This window comes from Citricoccus parietis, from assembly GCF_042433045.1.
GTDB lineage: Bacteria > Actinomycetota > Actinomycetes > Actinomycetales > Micrococcaceae > Citricoccus > Citricoccus parietis.
The window spans coordinates 24,724-40,381 of the sequence record NZ_JBHLWH010000019.1 but is presented as its reverse complement, the minus strand read 5'-3'; the positions used below and the strand labels follow the sequence as shown (position 1 = coordinate 40,381).

The following is a 15,658-nucleotide window of genomic DNA, read 5'->3' as shown; positions in this document are numbered from 1 at the left end:
CCTAAGCCATGATCAGGACGGGCTGATACCCGTCCGGGCGTTTCCGGTAGATCCGGGCCGGACGGCCCAGTCCGTTGCCACCCGGCGGCACGGCCCGCTCCTCGAGTGCCTCGAGGAGCGGCTCCATGGTCCGCCGGAAGGTGTCCTTCTGATGGACGGTTCCCGCCACGGCATCATGGGCCTGGCGAAGCTGGGTCATGGTGAATTGGGAGTCCAGTAGGTTCCACGGGTCCGGGGCCTGGCCGTACTCCCAGCGCACCATCTTCACGGCCCACGCGATGATCTCGTCATGGCTGAAGGGAAGGCCGTGGACCTCGGACACCGGTCGCAATTGACCATGGCCGTGCTCCAGCCCCAGTGTCAGCTCGGACAACGGCAGCACGTCCAGGTGGGTGACGGTGAGGACCCAGCCGCGTTCGTCCCGCCCGGGATCGTCGAAGACATGGAGCTGTCTCGGCGAGCGGCCCTGGATGTGCATCCGCGTGTCCAGGCACCGCAGCACCGCGTCACCCAGCCGCTCGCGTTCACGCAGCATGGTGCCCGGCAGCATCCACTCCCCCGCATGGCTGCCCTGGTCCCGCTTCCGCAGGACCACGTTCAGTTCCCCGTCGGCCACGGTCAGGAGCACGACGTCGGCCGCCACGGACGGGCGGGGATAGGCCAGCAGGTCATCGCGTTCCGGAGACATGCCTCCCAATCTATCCAGCCCGGGGGCGGGGCCCGCGTCAGGCGAAGAGAGCGGCAGCGTCACGGACGAACTCCTCGCCCGTGCGGAAGGTGGTGTCCCAGATCTTCAGGGCGTCCGCCACCGGTTCCTGCATGACGGCACGGCTGAATCCCTCCACGCCGAACCGTCCCGCATAGCCCAGGACCTGGACCTCCGCCAGGATCCGGGGCAGGTCCAGGGAACCCGTGGAAAGCAGCCCGCGGGAGGACTGCCCGAACTCCAGGTACCCCAGGTGCGGAAGGGCGTGGGCCACCGCCCCGAGCAGGTCCTTCTCCTCGATGGCCATGTGGAAGGTGTCCAGGTGGATCTTCAGGTTCCTCGACCCGGAGAGCTCCACGAACCGCACGGCCTGGGCCGCCGTGTTCAGCACGGAGGTCTCGTACCGGTTGACCACCTCGAAGGTCATCAGGATCCCGGCGGCGGCGGCCTCATCCGCCACGTCACCCACCAGTTGCGCCGTGTTGGCGAGCGCTCCCTCCGCGGGCCGGACGGTGGTGTCACCGTGGACGCCGTAAGGCACCCCGTTGAGCTGGTCCCCGCCCATCCGCTCTGTCATGTCCACGAACCGGCGCAGCTGCTCGAACCCGCGCCGGCGCACGTTCGGCTCGTCAGACGTGACGTTCGCCTCCGGGGACTGGACGGCCATCGTGATGGGGGCCAGGCCGGCGTCGTGAATCCGCTGTCCGAGGGACTCGATCCCGCGGCTGGACGGATCCAGCGGACCGAGCACCACGCGCCGGTATCCGGCGTCCTGCAGGACCGGGAGCGAGCGGGTGAACTCCGGACTGAATGGGTCCGTGGTGAAGGCCGCGCTCTGGCAGGCCAGGTCCACCCGCACCCTGGAGTCCTGTAGCGGTTCGGCGGCTGAGGCGGGCAGCGACATCTCAGAACTCCGGCAGCTCGAAGCGGTGCTTGAACACCGAATAGCCGTCATCCACGTTCACCACGGTGCCGTTCATGGCGTTGGACTCCTCGGAGAACAGGAAGGCCACCACGTTCGCGATCTCCTCCGGTTCCGTCATCGTGTTGCGCAGCTGCTCGGAGGCGAAGAGGTCCCGCAGGTGCTGGGGGAACTGCTGGATGATCGCGGTGTTCGCGCGCCCCGGGGTGATCGCCAGTACCCGGGTACCGTGCTCGGCCAGTTCATAGGCGGCCGAGCGGGTGAAGGAGATGACGGCGGCCTTGGCGGCACTGTAGGTGAAGGACAATTCAGCAGCTTGCTCCCCGTAGATGGAGGACGTGTTGACGATGACCCCGCCACCGCCCTGCTTCACGAACTGCCGTGCCGCGGCCAGGATGCCGTAGTACACGCCGTCCTGATCGATCCGGATCATCGGGTGGTAGTCCTTAGCCGGATCGTGGTCCAGCAACGGCTTGCCGCCGGCGATGCCCGCGTTGTTGAAGATGCCGTCCAGGCGTCCGAAGGCGTCCACGGCGGACTGCACGGCCCGCTCGACGGCGGCGAAGTCCGAGACGTCGACGGCCACCGCGTGCGCTGTCCCGCCGGCTGCGGCGACCTCATCGGCCACCGCCTTGGCGCCGTCGAGGTTCAGGTCTGCCACGATCACCGTGGCGCCCTTCTCGGCGCAGCGGCGCACGGTGGCGCGGCCGATGCCGCTCGCTCCGCCGGTGATGAGCAGGACTTTGTCCGTCAGGGTGGTCATGGGGCCTCTTTCGGTCAGGTCGGATCGGGTCCGATGGGTCAGGTCAGGTGACATCGAGGTGGGCCGCGTCAAGGCAGCCCGCCTCGGGGTGGGGCGGGTTGGGTCGCACCGGGCCGGCTTGTTCAGAACATGCCGTGGGAGAGGGCCAGGGCCCCGCCGTCGACAGCCAGGACGGCCCCGGTGACGAAGGAGTTGCCGGGGGCCACGAGGAAGAGCATCGGGGCCTGGATCTCTGCCATGGTGCCCATCCGGGCCAGTGGGATTGTCTCCTCCCACAGCCGCTCTCCGGCCTCGTCCAGCACGGCGTCCCCGCCGATCCGGGTGCCTTTGAAGGGGCCGGGGGCGATGACGTTGACGCGGATCCCGCGGGGTGCGAGTTCCAGGGCGGCCTGCCGGGCAAGGTTGATGATCCCGGCCTTGGTGGCGCCGTAGGCGTAGGAGACCATCGGATCGGTGCGCAGCCCGGCGGTGGAGGAGGTCACCAGGATCCGGCCGTGGTCCGGCAGGACGCGGGCGGCGGCGCGGACGGTCTCGAAGGTGCCGTTGAGGTTGGTGGCCACCACGTCCCGCCACTCCTCGTCCGGGTACCGGCCGATGGCCCCGCCCTCCGTGCGGTAGCTGCCGCCTCCGGCGATGCCGGCATTGGCCACCACCACCGTCGGGCGGCCCACCTCCGCCACGATCCGCTCCAGCACCGCATCGACGGCGCCCGGCGCGGCCAGGTCGGCGGCGTAGGCGTGGGCCGTGCCCCCGGTGGCGGCGATCGCGTCCCTGACCTCGTCCAGCCGGCGCTGGTCCCGGCCGAGGACGACGACGGTCGCGCCGGCGTCGGCGTAGATCTCGGCCGCGGCGCGGCCGATGCCGCTCGAGGCCCCGGTGACCACGACGATGTCGTCGCGCATCGAGAACAGGTCCATCACACGCTGGGTGCCGGTGGCGGTCTCACTCATAGGCCACTCACATCTTCGGTTCGTAGGTGGCCACGTTGGTGCGGTCGATGAGTTCGGCCTCGACTTCCACGAAGTTCTCGGCGGGAAGCTCTCCGGACTCCCGGTAGGCCTCCACGCTCTCGACCGTCATGTCCACGACCTGGGACCAGTCCTGCAGCACCGATGCGTAGAAGGGACCTTCCTTCTCGATCTCCGCCGCAGCAGCACCGAGGGCGTCCACACCAGTCACGTAGATGTCGTCCTGGCCGGACTCGTTGATGGCCTGGACGGCGCCGAGCGCTGCATGGTCCCAACCGGTCCAGATGCCGTCCAGCCCGTCCGGATTGGCCTGCAGGTAGTCGGTGACGAACTTCAGGGTCTCCTCCTGCGAGGTGCCCGGGTTCAGCACCTGCTTCATCTCGCCGCCGGCGATGGTGGCCCCGGCGGCTTCGAGCTCATCAACGGCGATGTTGCTGCGGGTCATGATCCCGACGTGCGGATCGTGGCCGATCACCATGACATCCTTGCCCTCGAGCCCGCCCAAGGCCTCGTCGAGCGCGTTGATGCCCAGGTCGGCGATCTGCTGCTGGTCGAACGTGATGTCCTGGACGAAGTCCTCGTTGGGCTCCACGCCACCGTCGATCGAGAAGATCGGGATATCAGAACTTTCCGCGGCGGTGACCAAGGGGGCGATCTGCCGGGGGTCCGGGAAGCCGGCCACAATGACGTCAGTCCCCTGGGTGATGGCCGACTGCATGTCGGTGTTGATCTTGTCGTAGTCGAAGTCCGAGGTGTACAGGGTGACGTCCCAGCCCTGTTCCTTGCCCTTCTCGACGAGTTCGTCGAGGGACTCCTTCCCGGCGGGCGTGCCGTAGCCGGCAGTGAAGGCGGCAACCTTGAAGGGTTCGCCCTCTCCGCCTCCACCTCCGGCGCCGGCGTCGCCTGAACATCCGGTCAGGGCCAGCAGTCCGGCAACGGCCAAGCCTGCGGTGAGCTTCAGTGGTGTGCGCATGATCTTCTCCCTGGGGGAAATGCCGCCGAGGGCGGCCGTGTGGTGAGTGGACGGGGATGTCCGGTGATGTCCGCGGTGCAGTGAGCCCGCGGTGCTACGAGTGTTTGGACTTGAAGGAGGACAACAGGACGGCCCCGACGATGATCAGGCCGGTCAGGACTTGCTGGACGTAGGTGTTGACCCCCACGATGTTCAGGCCGTTCTGGAGGACACCGATGATGCCCACGCCCACGAGGGTGCCGCCGAGGTTGGCTTGACCGGAGTTGGCGATGGTCATGCCCAGGAAGACGGCCGCCACGGCCAGCATCATGTAGTCGTTGGCGCTGGTGGCGCTGGCGCTGGAGAGCCGGCTGACCAGCACGATCCCGCCGAGCCCTGACGCCAGGCCGGCGAGGGCGAAGGCCCAGAACACGTTCCGGCGGACGCTGACCCCGGACAGCCGGGCCACCTCGGCGTTGCCACCCACGGCGTACCAGCGGCGGCCGATGGTGGTGTACCGCAGCACCACCCAGACGATGAGGGCGACGGCGGCCGCGAAGAGGATCGGCATAGGCAGGCCCAGGGGGCGGGCCTGCCCGATCCAGAAGAAGGACTCGGGCATGCCGTAGAGAGTGGTGCCGTCCGTGACGATGAAGGCCAGACCGCCCACGGTGGTCATGGTCGCCAGCGTGGCCACGATCGCGGAGATCTTGAGGTAGGCCACGAGCAGTCCGTTGATCATGCCGACCACCAGCCCGGCTGCCAGTCCCAGCAGGATGGCCATCGGCACCGGGAGCCCGGAGAGCATCAGTGCCGAGGCGGTCGCTCCCGAGAGGGTGGCCGTGGTGCCGACGGAGAGGTCGAAGTGGCCGGTCACCATGACCATGGTCTGGGCTGCGGCGATGATGGTCAGGATGGCCACCTGGGCCAGGACGTTCGTCAGATTCCCCAGGCTGAGGAATGCGGTGGGGTTCAGCACTCCGAAGATCACGATGAGTGCGACCAGGGCGATGATGGTGCCGCCCTGCCAGACCATCTGGACCAGGGGCGGGCGCTTTTCCGCCAGCGGGGGCGCGGCCGAGGCCTCAGGGACGGTTGCGGTGGCCATCTCAGCCACTCCTTCCATAGCAGTATGAGAGCAGGACTTCCTCGTCCGCGCCTTCGGCAGGCATTTCGCCGGAGATTCGGCCTTCGTGCATGATGAGGATCCGGTCGGACAACCCGATGAGTTCGGGGAGTTCGGAGCTGACCGCGATCACGGTGGTTCCCTGCGCGGCCAACTGACGGATCAACCGGTAGATCTCCGCCTTGGTCCCGACGTCGATCCCGCGGGTGGGTTCGTCGAGCAACAGCACGTGCGGGTCGCGGGCGAGCATCTTGGCCAGTACGACTTTCTGCTGGTTGCCGCCGGAGAGCAGACCCACGGCCTGCCGGGGGCCTTGGGCCTTGATGCGCAGCTCCTCCATGCCCTTCCGGGCCAGAGCGGTCACGCGGCGGGCGGACATCCAGCCGGCCGAGCTGACCTGGTCCAGGTTCGCCATGGCGATGTTGTCCTGGATGGAGGCACCGAGGGATACCCCTTGACTGCGGCGTTCCTCGGGGACCAGAACCATGCCGGCATCCAGCACGGCACCCACGCTGCCGGAGACCGAGAGCTGTTTCCCCGCCACGGTGATGGTTCCCGACACGTACTTCTGGTCGCCGGCCAGCAGGCGCAGTAGCTCGCTGCGTCCGGACCCGGCGAGGCCACCGACGCCGAGCACCTCTCCGGCATGGGCCGTGAACGAGACATCCTGCACCCGGTTCCCGGTGAGGGAGTCCACCGTCACCACGGGGCGGTCCGTGGCCGTACCGCGTCCGGGGTACATGTCCCCGGGGGCGCCCCCGACCATGGTGGAGATGACCTCGTCGATGGAGATGTCCGCGACGTCCCGGGTGGAGATGGTCGATCCGTTGCGCATGATCGTCACCCGGTCGCACAGCTCGAACACCTCCTCGAGCCGGTGGGAGACGTAGACGATCCCCACCCCCTCAGCCCGCAAGCTACGCAGCACCGAGAAGAGGTCCCTGATCTCGGTGTCCGTCAGAGACGCCGTGGGTTCATCGAGGATCAGGACGCGGGCATCGGCTGCGAGCGCCCGGGCGACCGCGACCATCGTCTGCTGCACCGGGGAGAGCCGGCCGGCCAGTCGGCGCACGGGGATGCGTTGGTTGAGGCGGTCGAGATGCCGTTGCGCCTCGCGGCGAACCTCGGTCCAGCGGAAGATCCCCGCCGAGCTCGGCGTCTGGTCGCCCAGCAGGATGTTCTCAGCCACGCTGATGGTCGGGATGATCGACAGTTCCTGGTAGAGCGCCACCACACCGGCATGGTTGGCATCACGGACCCCGGAGAAGTGCACGGCGGTGCCATCGGACTCGATCGAGCCGGCGTCGGGCTGGTGGACCCCGGTGAGGACCTTGATCAGTGTCGACTTGCCAGCACCGTTCTCCCCGAGCAGGGCGTGGATCTCCCCGGGTCGGACCTCCAGCCGCGCCTCGGTCAGGGCGGCCACGCCGTCGAAGTGCTTGGAGATACCGGAGGCGCGCAGCGCCAGGCGCTCGGTCCCGACCTCGTCTTGCTGTTCGATCACCGGGGCGCTCATGCGTCCTCCGGCAGCCGATTGCAGCGGATGATGACCTTCGGGAAGGCCCCGCCCACGTGCGTCTCGAAGGCCTCGGCGGCCTGTTCCAGGTCGAAGACCGACTGCAGGAAGGGCTCCAGGTCCAGCTCAGCCAGGATGCGCACGGCCCGCGGGAACGTGTACGGGGAGACGAAGACCCCGGTGAGGGTCAACTCCTTGCGGTACAGGTAGTCGGAGAGGTTCAGCGGCAGCTCGTAGTCCTCCGGGTACATGGCCCCGTAGACCACGGTGCCACCCGGAGCCGCGATGTCCAGCAACCCCGCCACCGCGTGCCGGGAGCCGGAGGCATCGATCACGACGTCGAAGCCGGCCCCACCGGTGATCTCGCGCGTCCGCTCCTCCAGGGACTCGTCCTTGGGGTCGATCACGTGAAGCGCTCCACAGCGCCGGGCGAGTTCGCGGCGCTCCGCGATCGGTTCGATGAGCGTGAGCGAGGTGGCCCCGTACCGAGCCATGAGCTGCAGGGTGAGCTGGCCGATGGGCCCACCGCCGCAGATCGCCACGCGGTCGCCCGGACGCACCCGGGCCTTGTCCGCGATGCGCACGGCCACGGAGGTGGGCTCCAGCAGGCAACCCTTGAGCAGGGAGACCTCCTCCGGGAGCTGGTAGACCTGCGATTCGTGCCAGACGACGGAGCGGGCCATGCCGGGGCGGTTGTAGTCGCCCAGGTGTTCGCAGAACTGCTGGCGTCCGTCCTGGCAGGGTGGGCAGGCCCCGCAGAAGCGGACGAAGTTGCCCGAGACGCGGTCCCCCACCCGCAGGTCCGTCCGGCGCACCTTCGGCCCGAGTTCGGCCACGACGCCGGAGATCTCGTGTCCCAGCCCGATCGGCACCTCGGTGCCGAAGAATCCCTCGGCCAGGTGGGGGTCTGAGCCGCAGATCGCGGCATAGGCGACGGTGATGCGCACGTCCTCCGGGCCCACCTCGTCCGCGGGGAAGGTGACGACGCCGATGGTCCCGCGCTGGCCGGCGTCGGGCGCCCGAAGGCTGCCGATGCGGGTGACCGCGACGGTCTCGACGCCGTCCGGCGCACCTTCCGTAGCGGCGCTCACGGTGGTGCTGGTGCTGGTCATGCGATGTCCCCCGTGCTTTCGCTTTCGGCAGGGCGGCCTCCAGTGACCGCGAGGGCCGCGTCCACGGTGGCCTGCAGCCCATAGCCGTGCTTGTCCCGGAGCTCGGTATCCTCGCCGAAGCCCGCGAAGACCTGCGGGATGCCCAGGCGGCGGAACCCGTCGAGCCGGATGCCCCGGTCCGCGATGACGTCCGCCATCTGCGAGGCGAGTCCGCCGTAGGCGAGGTGATCCTCGACCACCACGAAGCGGCCGGTCTCCTCGGCGCAGCGCAGGATGAGGTCCTCGTCGATCGGCTTGAGGGTGAACATGTCCACCACGCGGGCGTTGATGCCGTGCTCGGCGCCCAGGATGTCCGCGGCGTCCAATGCCTGGGACACGGTCTCGCCGTGGGCGAAGAGGGTCAGGTCAGTGCCCTCGCGGGCGGTGATCCCCTTGCCGATCTCCACCGTCACGGAGCCGGGCTCGTAGACCACCTTGTCCTTCTTGCCGACGGCCAGGCGGATGTACAGCGGTCCGGTCATGGACATGGACTGGCGCAGCACCTCGCCGACCATGAGGGGGTCCCCGATCGAGGTGACGGTCATGTTGACCAGGGAGGTCATCAGGCCCAGGTCCTCCACGGCGTAGTGGGTGGAGCCGCCGTTGCCGACGAGCCCGCCGTGGGTCCCGACGATCTTCACGGGCAGGTTCGGATAGCAGATGTCCGAGCGGACCTGCTCCAGGGCGCGCATGCTCAGGAACGGGAGCATGCCGGAGACCACCGGGATGTTGCCCTCGTTGGCCAGGCCGGCGGCAATGCCCACGCAGGCCTGCTCGGACAGGCCCACATCCACGAAACGGTCCGGATAGGCATCCCGGAACTCGACCAGGGTGGCCCCGATGTCCGGGGTGAGAACCCACAGGTTGTCATGGGTCTCGCCGAGTTCCTTGAGTGTCTGGCCGATCACGGTCCGGGAGGAGAGCAGCTCCCCGAAGGTGAAGGAGGTGATCTGGTCCGTGCCGGGTTCGGTGCCTGTCTTGGCTGCAGTGGACATGCTCACGCCGCCTTTCGTCCGTGGGCCAGCGAGGCCAGGGCCCGCTGAAGATCCGTGTCATTGAGGGAGCCGGCGTGCCAGGCGAGGTTGCGCTCCATGAAGTCGACGCCCTTGCCCTTGACCGTGTCGCAGATGACCACGGTGGGAACGTCCGAATCCGGGGCCGGCAGGGAGTCGAAGGCCTGCACGAGGGCAGCCATGTCATGGCCGTCCACCTCGATGACATTCCAGCCGAAGGCACGCCACTTGTCCGGATAGGGCTCCAGCTTCACGCGTTCCTCGGAGAAACTCGTCATCAGCTGACGGTTGCGGTCGATGAACGCCACCAGGTTGCCCAGGTTGTTGCTGTGGGCCGCCAGGGCGGCCTCCCACACGGACCCCTCGCCGGTCTCGCCATCCCCCATGAGGGTGAAGACGCGGTGGTCCATGCCGCTGCGCTTGCCGTGCAGGGCCATGCCGGTGGCCAGCGGCAGGCCGTGGCCGAGGGAGCCGGTGGACACCTCCACACCGGGCAGCTGCACCTTGCACGGGTGCATGCCGTAGGCGGAGCCGAGTTGGCCGTAGGTGTCCACGATCTCCCGGTAGTCGAAGAACCCGCGGATGGCCATCGTGATGTACATGCAGACCGCTGCGTGGCCCTTGCTCAGGACGAACCGGTCCCGCTCAGGGTTGTGCAGGTCCTGTGGGTCCACATGCATCCCGTACTGGAACAACAAGGTCAATATGTCAGCACAGGAAAGGTCACCACCTATGTGCACTGAACCGTCATACTCTCCGCAGAGAAGGAGCAATTTCTCCCTCAGCTCGTACGAAAGGTCTTCCAACTCGGAAACATCGGTCTCCGGTCTCGTGATGGTTGCCGCCATGTGTTCCCCCAGGGAAATCGCGTTACCCCAGCCACTTCGCTGAGATGTGATCTATGTCTCTGGAGACCATAGGCTCCCCCGAGTGTCCGCGTAAAGGGGTATTTCACGCAAATTTGCGCTAACTGTCACAGGGTCCGTCTGACCTGCCCTTTTGTTCAGAAACCCACTCCCCCAAGCCCGGCGGTACCAAAAACGACTCCTCGGCGGCACCTCGTCCTTGACGCACCCCGAACGGCTTTGGTTCACTATCCTTGAAGTGATGTTCCTCACGCTGTCGCGCCTGCGTCGCCGGGGCTCGCCGTCTCACCGTGGAACCGTTTTCACGGCATTTGTTTTAGGCATTCCACTTCACATCGGCCGCATTCATCATCCCTGAAAGAGGCATCATGACTGACACCACCACCTCCCCATCACCGGGAAGCGTCGAGGACCACGATCGTCCCAGCACGCCGTTGTACTACGGGGGGCGGGAGCACCAGGGCGAGTCCAAGCTGACCGTCGTCAATCCCGCAAAACCCTCCGAGGTGGTGGGCCAGGCGGCCGCCGCGTCGCGCGAGCAGGCACTGGCCGCCGTCGCCGCCGCCCAGGAGGCCTTCCCGGCCTGGGCCGCCCTGTCCGGAACCGAACGCGGTGAGGCCCTGACCGCGGCCGCCGCCGCCATCATGGAAGGCTCCGGACAGGAGGCCGCCATCCTCTCCTCCGAGAACGGCAAGGTCGTCGGGGAATCGACCTTTGACCTGATGGGCCTGGTCCAGCGCTTCGAACTGGCGATCGGCCTCGCCGAGGAGGTGGACGCCGTCGAGACCCTTCCAGGGCCGCCCACCGAGGTGCGCATCTCCCACCAGCCCATGGGCGTGGTGACGATCATCGTGCCCTTCAACTGGCCCATCGCCATCCTCGGCGCCTCCCTGCCCTACGCCCTGATGGCCGGCAACACCGTGGTGGTCAAGCCACCGCCCTCCTGCCCGCTGGCCACCACCCGCGCCGTGCAGCGCGTGGCGGAGCGGCTGCCCGCCGGCGTGCTCAACGTGGTCACCGGCGAGGACGCCGAGATCGGCGAGGCCCTGGTCTCCAACCAGAACGTGGCCAAGGTCTGCTTCACCGGCTCCGTCGGTGGCGGCAAGAAGATCATGTCCATGGCTGCACAGACGCTGACCAACGTCACCCTGGAACTCGGGGGAAACGACGGCGTGCTGATCCTCGAGGACGCCGAGTTCACCGAACAGAACATGGACCTGCTGTTCATGGGCATCTTCGGCACCACCGGCCAGGTCTGCATGAACGCCAAGCGCATCTACGTCCACTCCTCCAAGAAGGACGAGCTGGTGGCGGAATTGACCCAGCGCCTGGAGCAGGTCAAGCTCGGCCCGGCCACGGACTCCTCCACCACCATGGGCCCCTTCCATCAGAAGGCCCAGCTCGAGTTCGTGCAGGCCCTGGTCCAGGAGGCCAAGGACTCCGGTGCCGAGGTCCGCGAGTTCGGCGAACTGCCCGGCGGCGAATGGGCCGAGGGACACTTCATGCGCCCCTCGCTCGTGCTGGACCCGGACCCGGCCCTGCGCGTGGTCACCGAGGAGCAGTTCGGGCCGACCATCCCGATCCTCGCCTTCGAGGACCTCGAGGACGGCATCCGGATGGTCAACGACACGCAGTACGGCCTGTGCAACTCCGTGTGGACCGCTGACGAGCAGACCGCCATCGAGGTCGGCTCCCGGCTGCAGGCCGGCTACGTCTTCCACAACACCCACGGACCGGCCCTGCTGGACCAGCGCGCCCCCTTCGGCGGCATCAAGCAGTCCGGCATCGGCCGCGAGATGGGCACGATCGGCCTGAGGAATTTCCAGGAGCCGCACGCCCTGGGCCTGCTGAAGGCGGAGCCCTCGTCGGGTGAGGCAGACAGCACACCCGTCGGCTGACCCCTCCGCGGGATGGCGAGTCAGGTACCCCGCGACCCGGTCGAGGCCGCGGGGTACCTTTGTGTTGCCACTCACACCCTTGCTAGGGTCGGCGGGTTGCAGCACCCGGGCCATTCGACTCCGCAGGAGGAATGACGCCTCCATCCCGTGCGGAAGGTAGCACCATGATCGCCGTTCACACCCTCATCGCCATCCTGGTGATCGTCGTCCTCATCATCCGCCTCAAGGTGGATCCGGTGATCAGCCTGGTCCTCGGTTGCCTGTACCTGGGGATCGCCTCCGGAGTGGGCCTGGCTGGCACCGTCGAGGCGATCACCACGGGATTCGGCGAGATCATGGTCGAGGTCGGGCTGCTCATCGGCTTCGGCGTGCTCATCGGCTCCCAGCTGCACGCCAGTGGCGCCTTCACCCGACTCGTGACGGTCCTCGTGCGGACGGTGGGCGCGCATCGGCTGCCGTATTCGCTGGCGGCGTTGCTGTCCGTGGTGATGCCGTCCATCTACGTGGATGTCCAGGTGGTCCTCGCGGCCCCCGTGGCACGGTCCGCCGCCCCGAAGATCGGCAAGCACGGCCTGCCCCTCCTGGCCGCGGCACTCGGCACGGGTATCTTCTCGGGCTACGTGTTCGTCGTCCCGGGTCTGGCTGCCATCTCCATCACCGGGCTCATGGACATCCCGCTGGGCCAGTGGCTGCTCTACGGCCTCGTCTTGGGGCCGGTCACGGCTCTCCTCACCACGCTCGTGATGCGCCTCATCCTGCGCACGAACTACTGGAAGCCCGCGACCGACGAGGGCAAGGCCCCCGCGTCGGAGCTCGAGGAGGCCCGCGTCCAGGCGGCTCACGGGGACTCCACCGGCCACGCCGGAACCACCGGTGGTGCGGGCGGTGCCGGGTCCACCGGCTCGGACGGGCAGACCGGCTCTGCCAGCACGGCGACGGCGGCGCGTGAGCTGCCCCTGATCGTCCTGTTCCTGCCGATCATCGTGCCACTCGTGCTCATCGCCTTCGGGGCATTCGCGGGCCTCTTCGAATTCAGCAATCCGGTCATCGAGTTCTTCGGGGACGCCAATATAGCCCTGTTCATCGGCCTGCTCGGCGCCTATCTGCTGTCCCGGATCACGAACGGCAATGACACCACGCAGGAGGCTCTGCAGTCCGGCTTCCACACCACCGGCGAGATCCTGCTCATCACCGGCGTGGGCGGTTCGCTCGGTGCCGTGATCGGCGCTTCGGGTCTCGACCAGCTCCTGGCGGGTCTGTTCACGGCCGATGAGAGCATGCCGACCGTCCTGATCATCGTGCTGGCCTGGTTCGTCGCGGCGCTCTTGCACCTGGCCATCGGCTCGGTCTCCGTCGCGGCTATCGCGGCGGCCGGCATCATCGCGCCGGTGCTCGGGGCGGTGGCCGTGAGTCCCATTGCGATGGGCCTGGCCATCGCCTCCGGTGCGATGTTCGCGCTCCAGGTGAACAGCAACTTCTTCTGGATGTTCAACTCGCTGCTCGGCCTCACGACCAAGGGCTCCCTCAAGACGCTCACGATGTCAACGTCCATCTCCTCGGTCATCTCTTTGCCGATCGTGGTGGTCCTCGCCCTGTTGCTTCCTGCCTAGCCACTCGGTGGCGGCGGACGTGCTGGGTGCTGGCTACACCGCCGTGGGCTGAGAGGTGGTCGTTGGGCATGTTCACGGACTCCACGGCGGCCAGGGTCCCCTCGCGGAAGCAGAACACGGAGAACTCCGGGTGGGCAGGATCCGCATCCCGGCTCTACCGGGCGGTTCGTCCGTCAGACGGAAAGGCAACCTCGGTCAGGTGCTCAGAGATCTCCCAGATGCGGCGCGCTTCTTCTGCGCTGCGTAGGCGAGAATAGAGTCTCTGCTCTGCCGGGGCTCCACTGAGGTGCCCGAGCCCGCGTGGCCCGTAGAACCCTCCACGCTTGGAGTCGGGCGAGGTTGCGGCCATGAGCGCAGGCAAAGTCGCCGAGGTGACTGTTCCGACGAGGACGCCCCGCCCCGACAGGGCGCGGATCACCCGCCGCCCCAGCGTCTCCTCACGGCGGCCCAGCTCGGGGCGCGCGGCTAGGAGGTTCGTCGGAGCGACACCCGGGTGGGAGAGGTTGCTCGTGACGCCCCAGCCGCCTGCCTGACTGCGCCGGTCAAGCTCGAGACCGAAGAGTCCGAACGCGATCTTCGACTGGCTGTAGGCGCGCTGACCGTGATAACTGCGCTCCCAATTCAGATCATCCCAGTTGATAGCGCCCTGGTTCGCGGCAATGCTCACTTGCGAGGTGACGTGCGCCCTGCCGGAGCGCAGCAGGGGCAGCAGGTGGCCGACCAAGGCGAAGTGACCGAGGTGGTTGGTGCCGAACTGCAGCTCGAACCCGTCAGCGGTGGCCTGCCGCTCAGGTGGGGTCATCACGCCGGCATTGTTGATGAGAAGGTGAATCGGACGGCCCTCCTCTTGCAAGGTCTGGCCGAGGGCAGCAACGGAACTGAGGGAGGACAGGTCGAGGCTGCGCAGCGACAGGTTCGCGCCGGGGGTGACCTGCTTGATCGTGGTGACCGCGGATTCGCCCTTGCTGTGGTTGCGGACCGGCATGATCACCTCGGCACCGGCGGCAGCCAGTCGCGAGGCAATTCCCAGGCCCATCCCGTCACTTGCGCCGGTGACCAGCGCGCGCTGTCCGGACAGATCGGGGATGGTGATGTCGATGCGTGTACGTGGCATGGGTTCACTCCTTGAGGATTGCGTGGATGGCTCCACTGTCCCCGATGGGGACGAAGATATTCAGGACCTCTTGATCCGCCCTTGAGGGGATAGGGGGATTGATGATCCGTGGCGCGCCACGGCCCCGAACGGTAGACATGAAGCAGCAAGGCGGGGAAGGCCACCAAGGAGGAAGAGATGACGATCGATCGGGCCGGACTGGCCGACTTCCTCCGCCGGCGCCGGGAGTCACTGCAGCCGGAGGATGTGGGGCTACCACGCGGCCCGCGGCGCCGGACGAGCGGGCTCCGGAGGGAGGAAGCGGCGCTGCTGTGTCACATGTCGACCGACTACTACGCACGGCTCGAGCGCGAGCGGGGCCCCCACCCTTCGGAGCAGATGATCGCCTCCATCGCCCAAGGACTCCACCTCAGCCTTGATGAGCGCGACCACTTGTTCCGGCTCGCCGGACACCGTCCACCGACGCGTGGCGCGGCCAGTGCCCACATCAGCCCGGGCCTGTTGCGCATCCTCGACCGCCTGGACGATACCCCTGCGGAGATCGTCACCGAGCTGGGTGAGACCCTTCGTCAGAGTCCGCTCGGCGTCGCGCTCACCGGAAACACGGCTGGTTACAGTGGTCCCGACCGCAGTATTGGCTACCGCTGGTTCTCCGACCCCACCACACGGGAGCTCTACGCTCCCGAGGACCACGCGTCCCTCTCCCGACTCTTCGCCTCCGGCCTGCGCCACGTTTGCACACTGCGCGGCCCGGACTCGCGGGCCGCGCAGTACGCCAACCTTCTCCTGGCGCAGAGTGCGGAGTTCCGGGAGGTGTGGAATGAGCACGAGATCGGCATTCGCCCAGCTGAGATCAAACGCTTCGTACACCCTGAGGTCGGCGAACTCGAGCTGACTTGTCAGTCGCTGCTCGATCCGGACCAATCCCACCGCCTGCTGGTCTACACCGCCATACCCGGCAGCGAAAGCCATGAGAAACTGCAGTTGCTGTCCGTCGTCGGGTCACGGTCGCTGCGCTGAAGCGCATGCCGGAGCAGGGCAGCCCGGACGGCC

Annotated in this window: 15 protein-coding genes; 3 read left to right on the top strand and 12 right to left on the bottom strand. The window is 67.6% G+C overall.

Annotation, left to right across the window (positions count from 1 at the left end; translation table 11 throughout):
* Position 1: 1 nt before the first annotated feature.
* The 10 genes from ACFFIO_RS06550 to ACFFIO_RS06505 all read right to left on the bottom strand — a co-directional run bounded on the left by ACFFIO_RS06550 (position 2) and on the right by ACFFIO_RS06505 (position 9,965).
* Complete coding sequence (locus ACFFIO_RS06550; RefSeq protein ID WP_378040790.1) at positions 2-688, bottom strand: NrtR DNA-binding winged helix domain-containing protein; 687 nt, start codon at positions 686-688, stop codon at positions 2-4.
* Between the two features lie 37 nt (positions 689-725).
* The gene (locus ACFFIO_RS06545; protein ID WP_378040789.1) at positions 726-1,610 is read right to left on the bottom strand and encodes a sugar phosphate isomerase/epimerase family protein; all 885 of its coding nucleotides are present in this window, start codon (positions 1,608-1,610) and stop codon (positions 726-728) included.
* A 1-nt stretch (position 1,611) separates the two neighbouring features.
* Positions 1,612-2,391 carry an SDR family NAD(P)-dependent oxidoreductase gene (locus ACFFIO_RS06540; protein ID WP_378040788.1) on the bottom strand — a complete coding sequence of 260 codons (780 nt, stop codon included), beginning with the start codon at positions 2,389-2,391 and terminating at the stop codon, positions 1,612-1,614.
* 122 nt (positions 2,392-2,513) lie between these two features.
* Entirely contained in the window at positions 2,514-3,341 is an 828-nt protein-coding gene (locus ACFFIO_RS06535) for an SDR family NAD(P)-dependent oxidoreductase (protein WP_378040787.1), read from the bottom strand.
* A gap of 7 nt (positions 3,342-3,348) precedes the next feature.
* The gene (locus ACFFIO_RS06530) at positions 3,349-4,332 is read right to left on the bottom strand and encodes a sugar ABC transporter substrate-binding protein (protein WP_378040786.1); all 984 of its coding nucleotides are present in this window, start codon (positions 4,330-4,332) and stop codon (positions 3,349-3,351) included.
* Positions 4,333-4,426: 94 nt separating this feature from the next.
* Positions 4,427-5,419 (bottom strand): ABC transporter permease, encoded by a 993-nt coding sequence (locus ACFFIO_RS06525; protein ID WP_378040785.1) that lies wholly within the window; start codon positions 5,417-5,419, stop codon positions 4,427-4,429.
* A gap of 1 nt (position 5,420) precedes the next feature.
* The gene (locus ACFFIO_RS06520; protein ID WP_378040784.1) at positions 5,421-6,953 is read right to left on the bottom strand and encodes a sugar ABC transporter ATP-binding protein; all 1,533 of its coding nucleotides are present in this window, start codon (positions 6,951-6,953) and stop codon (positions 5,421-5,423) included.
* Entirely contained in the window at positions 6,950-8,065 is a 1,116-nt protein-coding gene (locus ACFFIO_RS06515) for a zinc-dependent alcohol dehydrogenase (protein ID WP_378040783.1), read from the bottom strand. Before ACFFIO_RS06515 ends, ACFFIO_RS06520 begins: the two co-directional genes overlap by 4 nt.
* On the bottom strand, positions 8,062-9,099 hold the full coding sequence (locus tag ACFFIO_RS06510; RefSeq protein ID WP_378040782.1) for a transketolase family protein: 1,038 nt from the start codon (positions 9,097-9,099) through the stop codon (positions 8,062-8,064). The genes ACFFIO_RS06515 and ACFFIO_RS06510 overlap by 4 nt, the downstream gene beginning before the upstream one ends.
* Before the next feature lie 2 nt (positions 9,100-9,101).
* Positions 9,102-9,965, bottom strand: coding sequence for a transketolase (locus ACFFIO_RS06505; RefSeq protein ID WP_378040781.1), 864 nt, complete (start codon positions 9,963-9,965; stop codon positions 9,102-9,104).
* Between the two features lie 386 nt (positions 9,966-10,351).
* On the opposite strand from ACFFIO_RS06505, the gene ACFFIO_RS06500 reads away from it, so the two are divergent.
* Entirely contained in the window at positions 10,352-11,881 is a 1,530-nt protein-coding gene (locus ACFFIO_RS06500) for an aldehyde dehydrogenase family protein (RefSeq protein ID WP_378040780.1), read from the top strand.
* Between the two features lie 164 nt (positions 11,882-12,045).
* Positions 12,046-13,491, top strand: a complete 1,446-nt coding sequence (locus ACFFIO_RS06495) for a GntP family permease (RefSeq protein WP_378040779.1) — start codon at positions 12,046-12,048, stop codon at positions 13,489-13,491.
* Here ACFFIO_RS06495 and ACFFIO_RS06490 read toward each other — a convergent pair.
* Both ACFFIO_RS06490 and ACFFIO_RS06485 read right to left on the bottom strand, forming a co-directional pair.
* Positions 13,442-13,576 carry a hypothetical protein gene (locus tag ACFFIO_RS06490; protein ID WP_378040778.1) on the bottom strand — a complete coding sequence of 45 codons (135 nt, stop codon included), beginning with the start codon at positions 13,574-13,576 and terminating at the stop codon, positions 13,442-13,444. The genes ACFFIO_RS06495 and ACFFIO_RS06490 overlap by 50 nt on opposite strands.
* Before the next feature lie 69 nt (positions 13,577-13,645).
* Positions 13,646-14,605 carry an SDR family oxidoreductase gene (locus tag ACFFIO_RS06485; protein ID WP_378040777.1) on the bottom strand — a complete coding sequence of 320 codons (960 nt, stop codon included), beginning with the start codon at positions 14,603-14,605 and terminating at the stop codon, positions 13,646-13,648.
* Positions 14,606-14,782: 177 nt separating this feature from the next.
* Between ACFFIO_RS06485 and ACFFIO_RS06480 the strand changes: the two genes are divergently transcribed.
* Positions 14,783-15,625 (top strand): helix-turn-helix transcriptional regulator, encoded by an 843-nt coding sequence (locus ACFFIO_RS06480; protein WP_378040776.1) that lies wholly within the window; start codon positions 14,783-14,785, stop codon positions 15,623-15,625.
* Positions 15,626-15,658 lie beyond the last annotated feature (33 nt).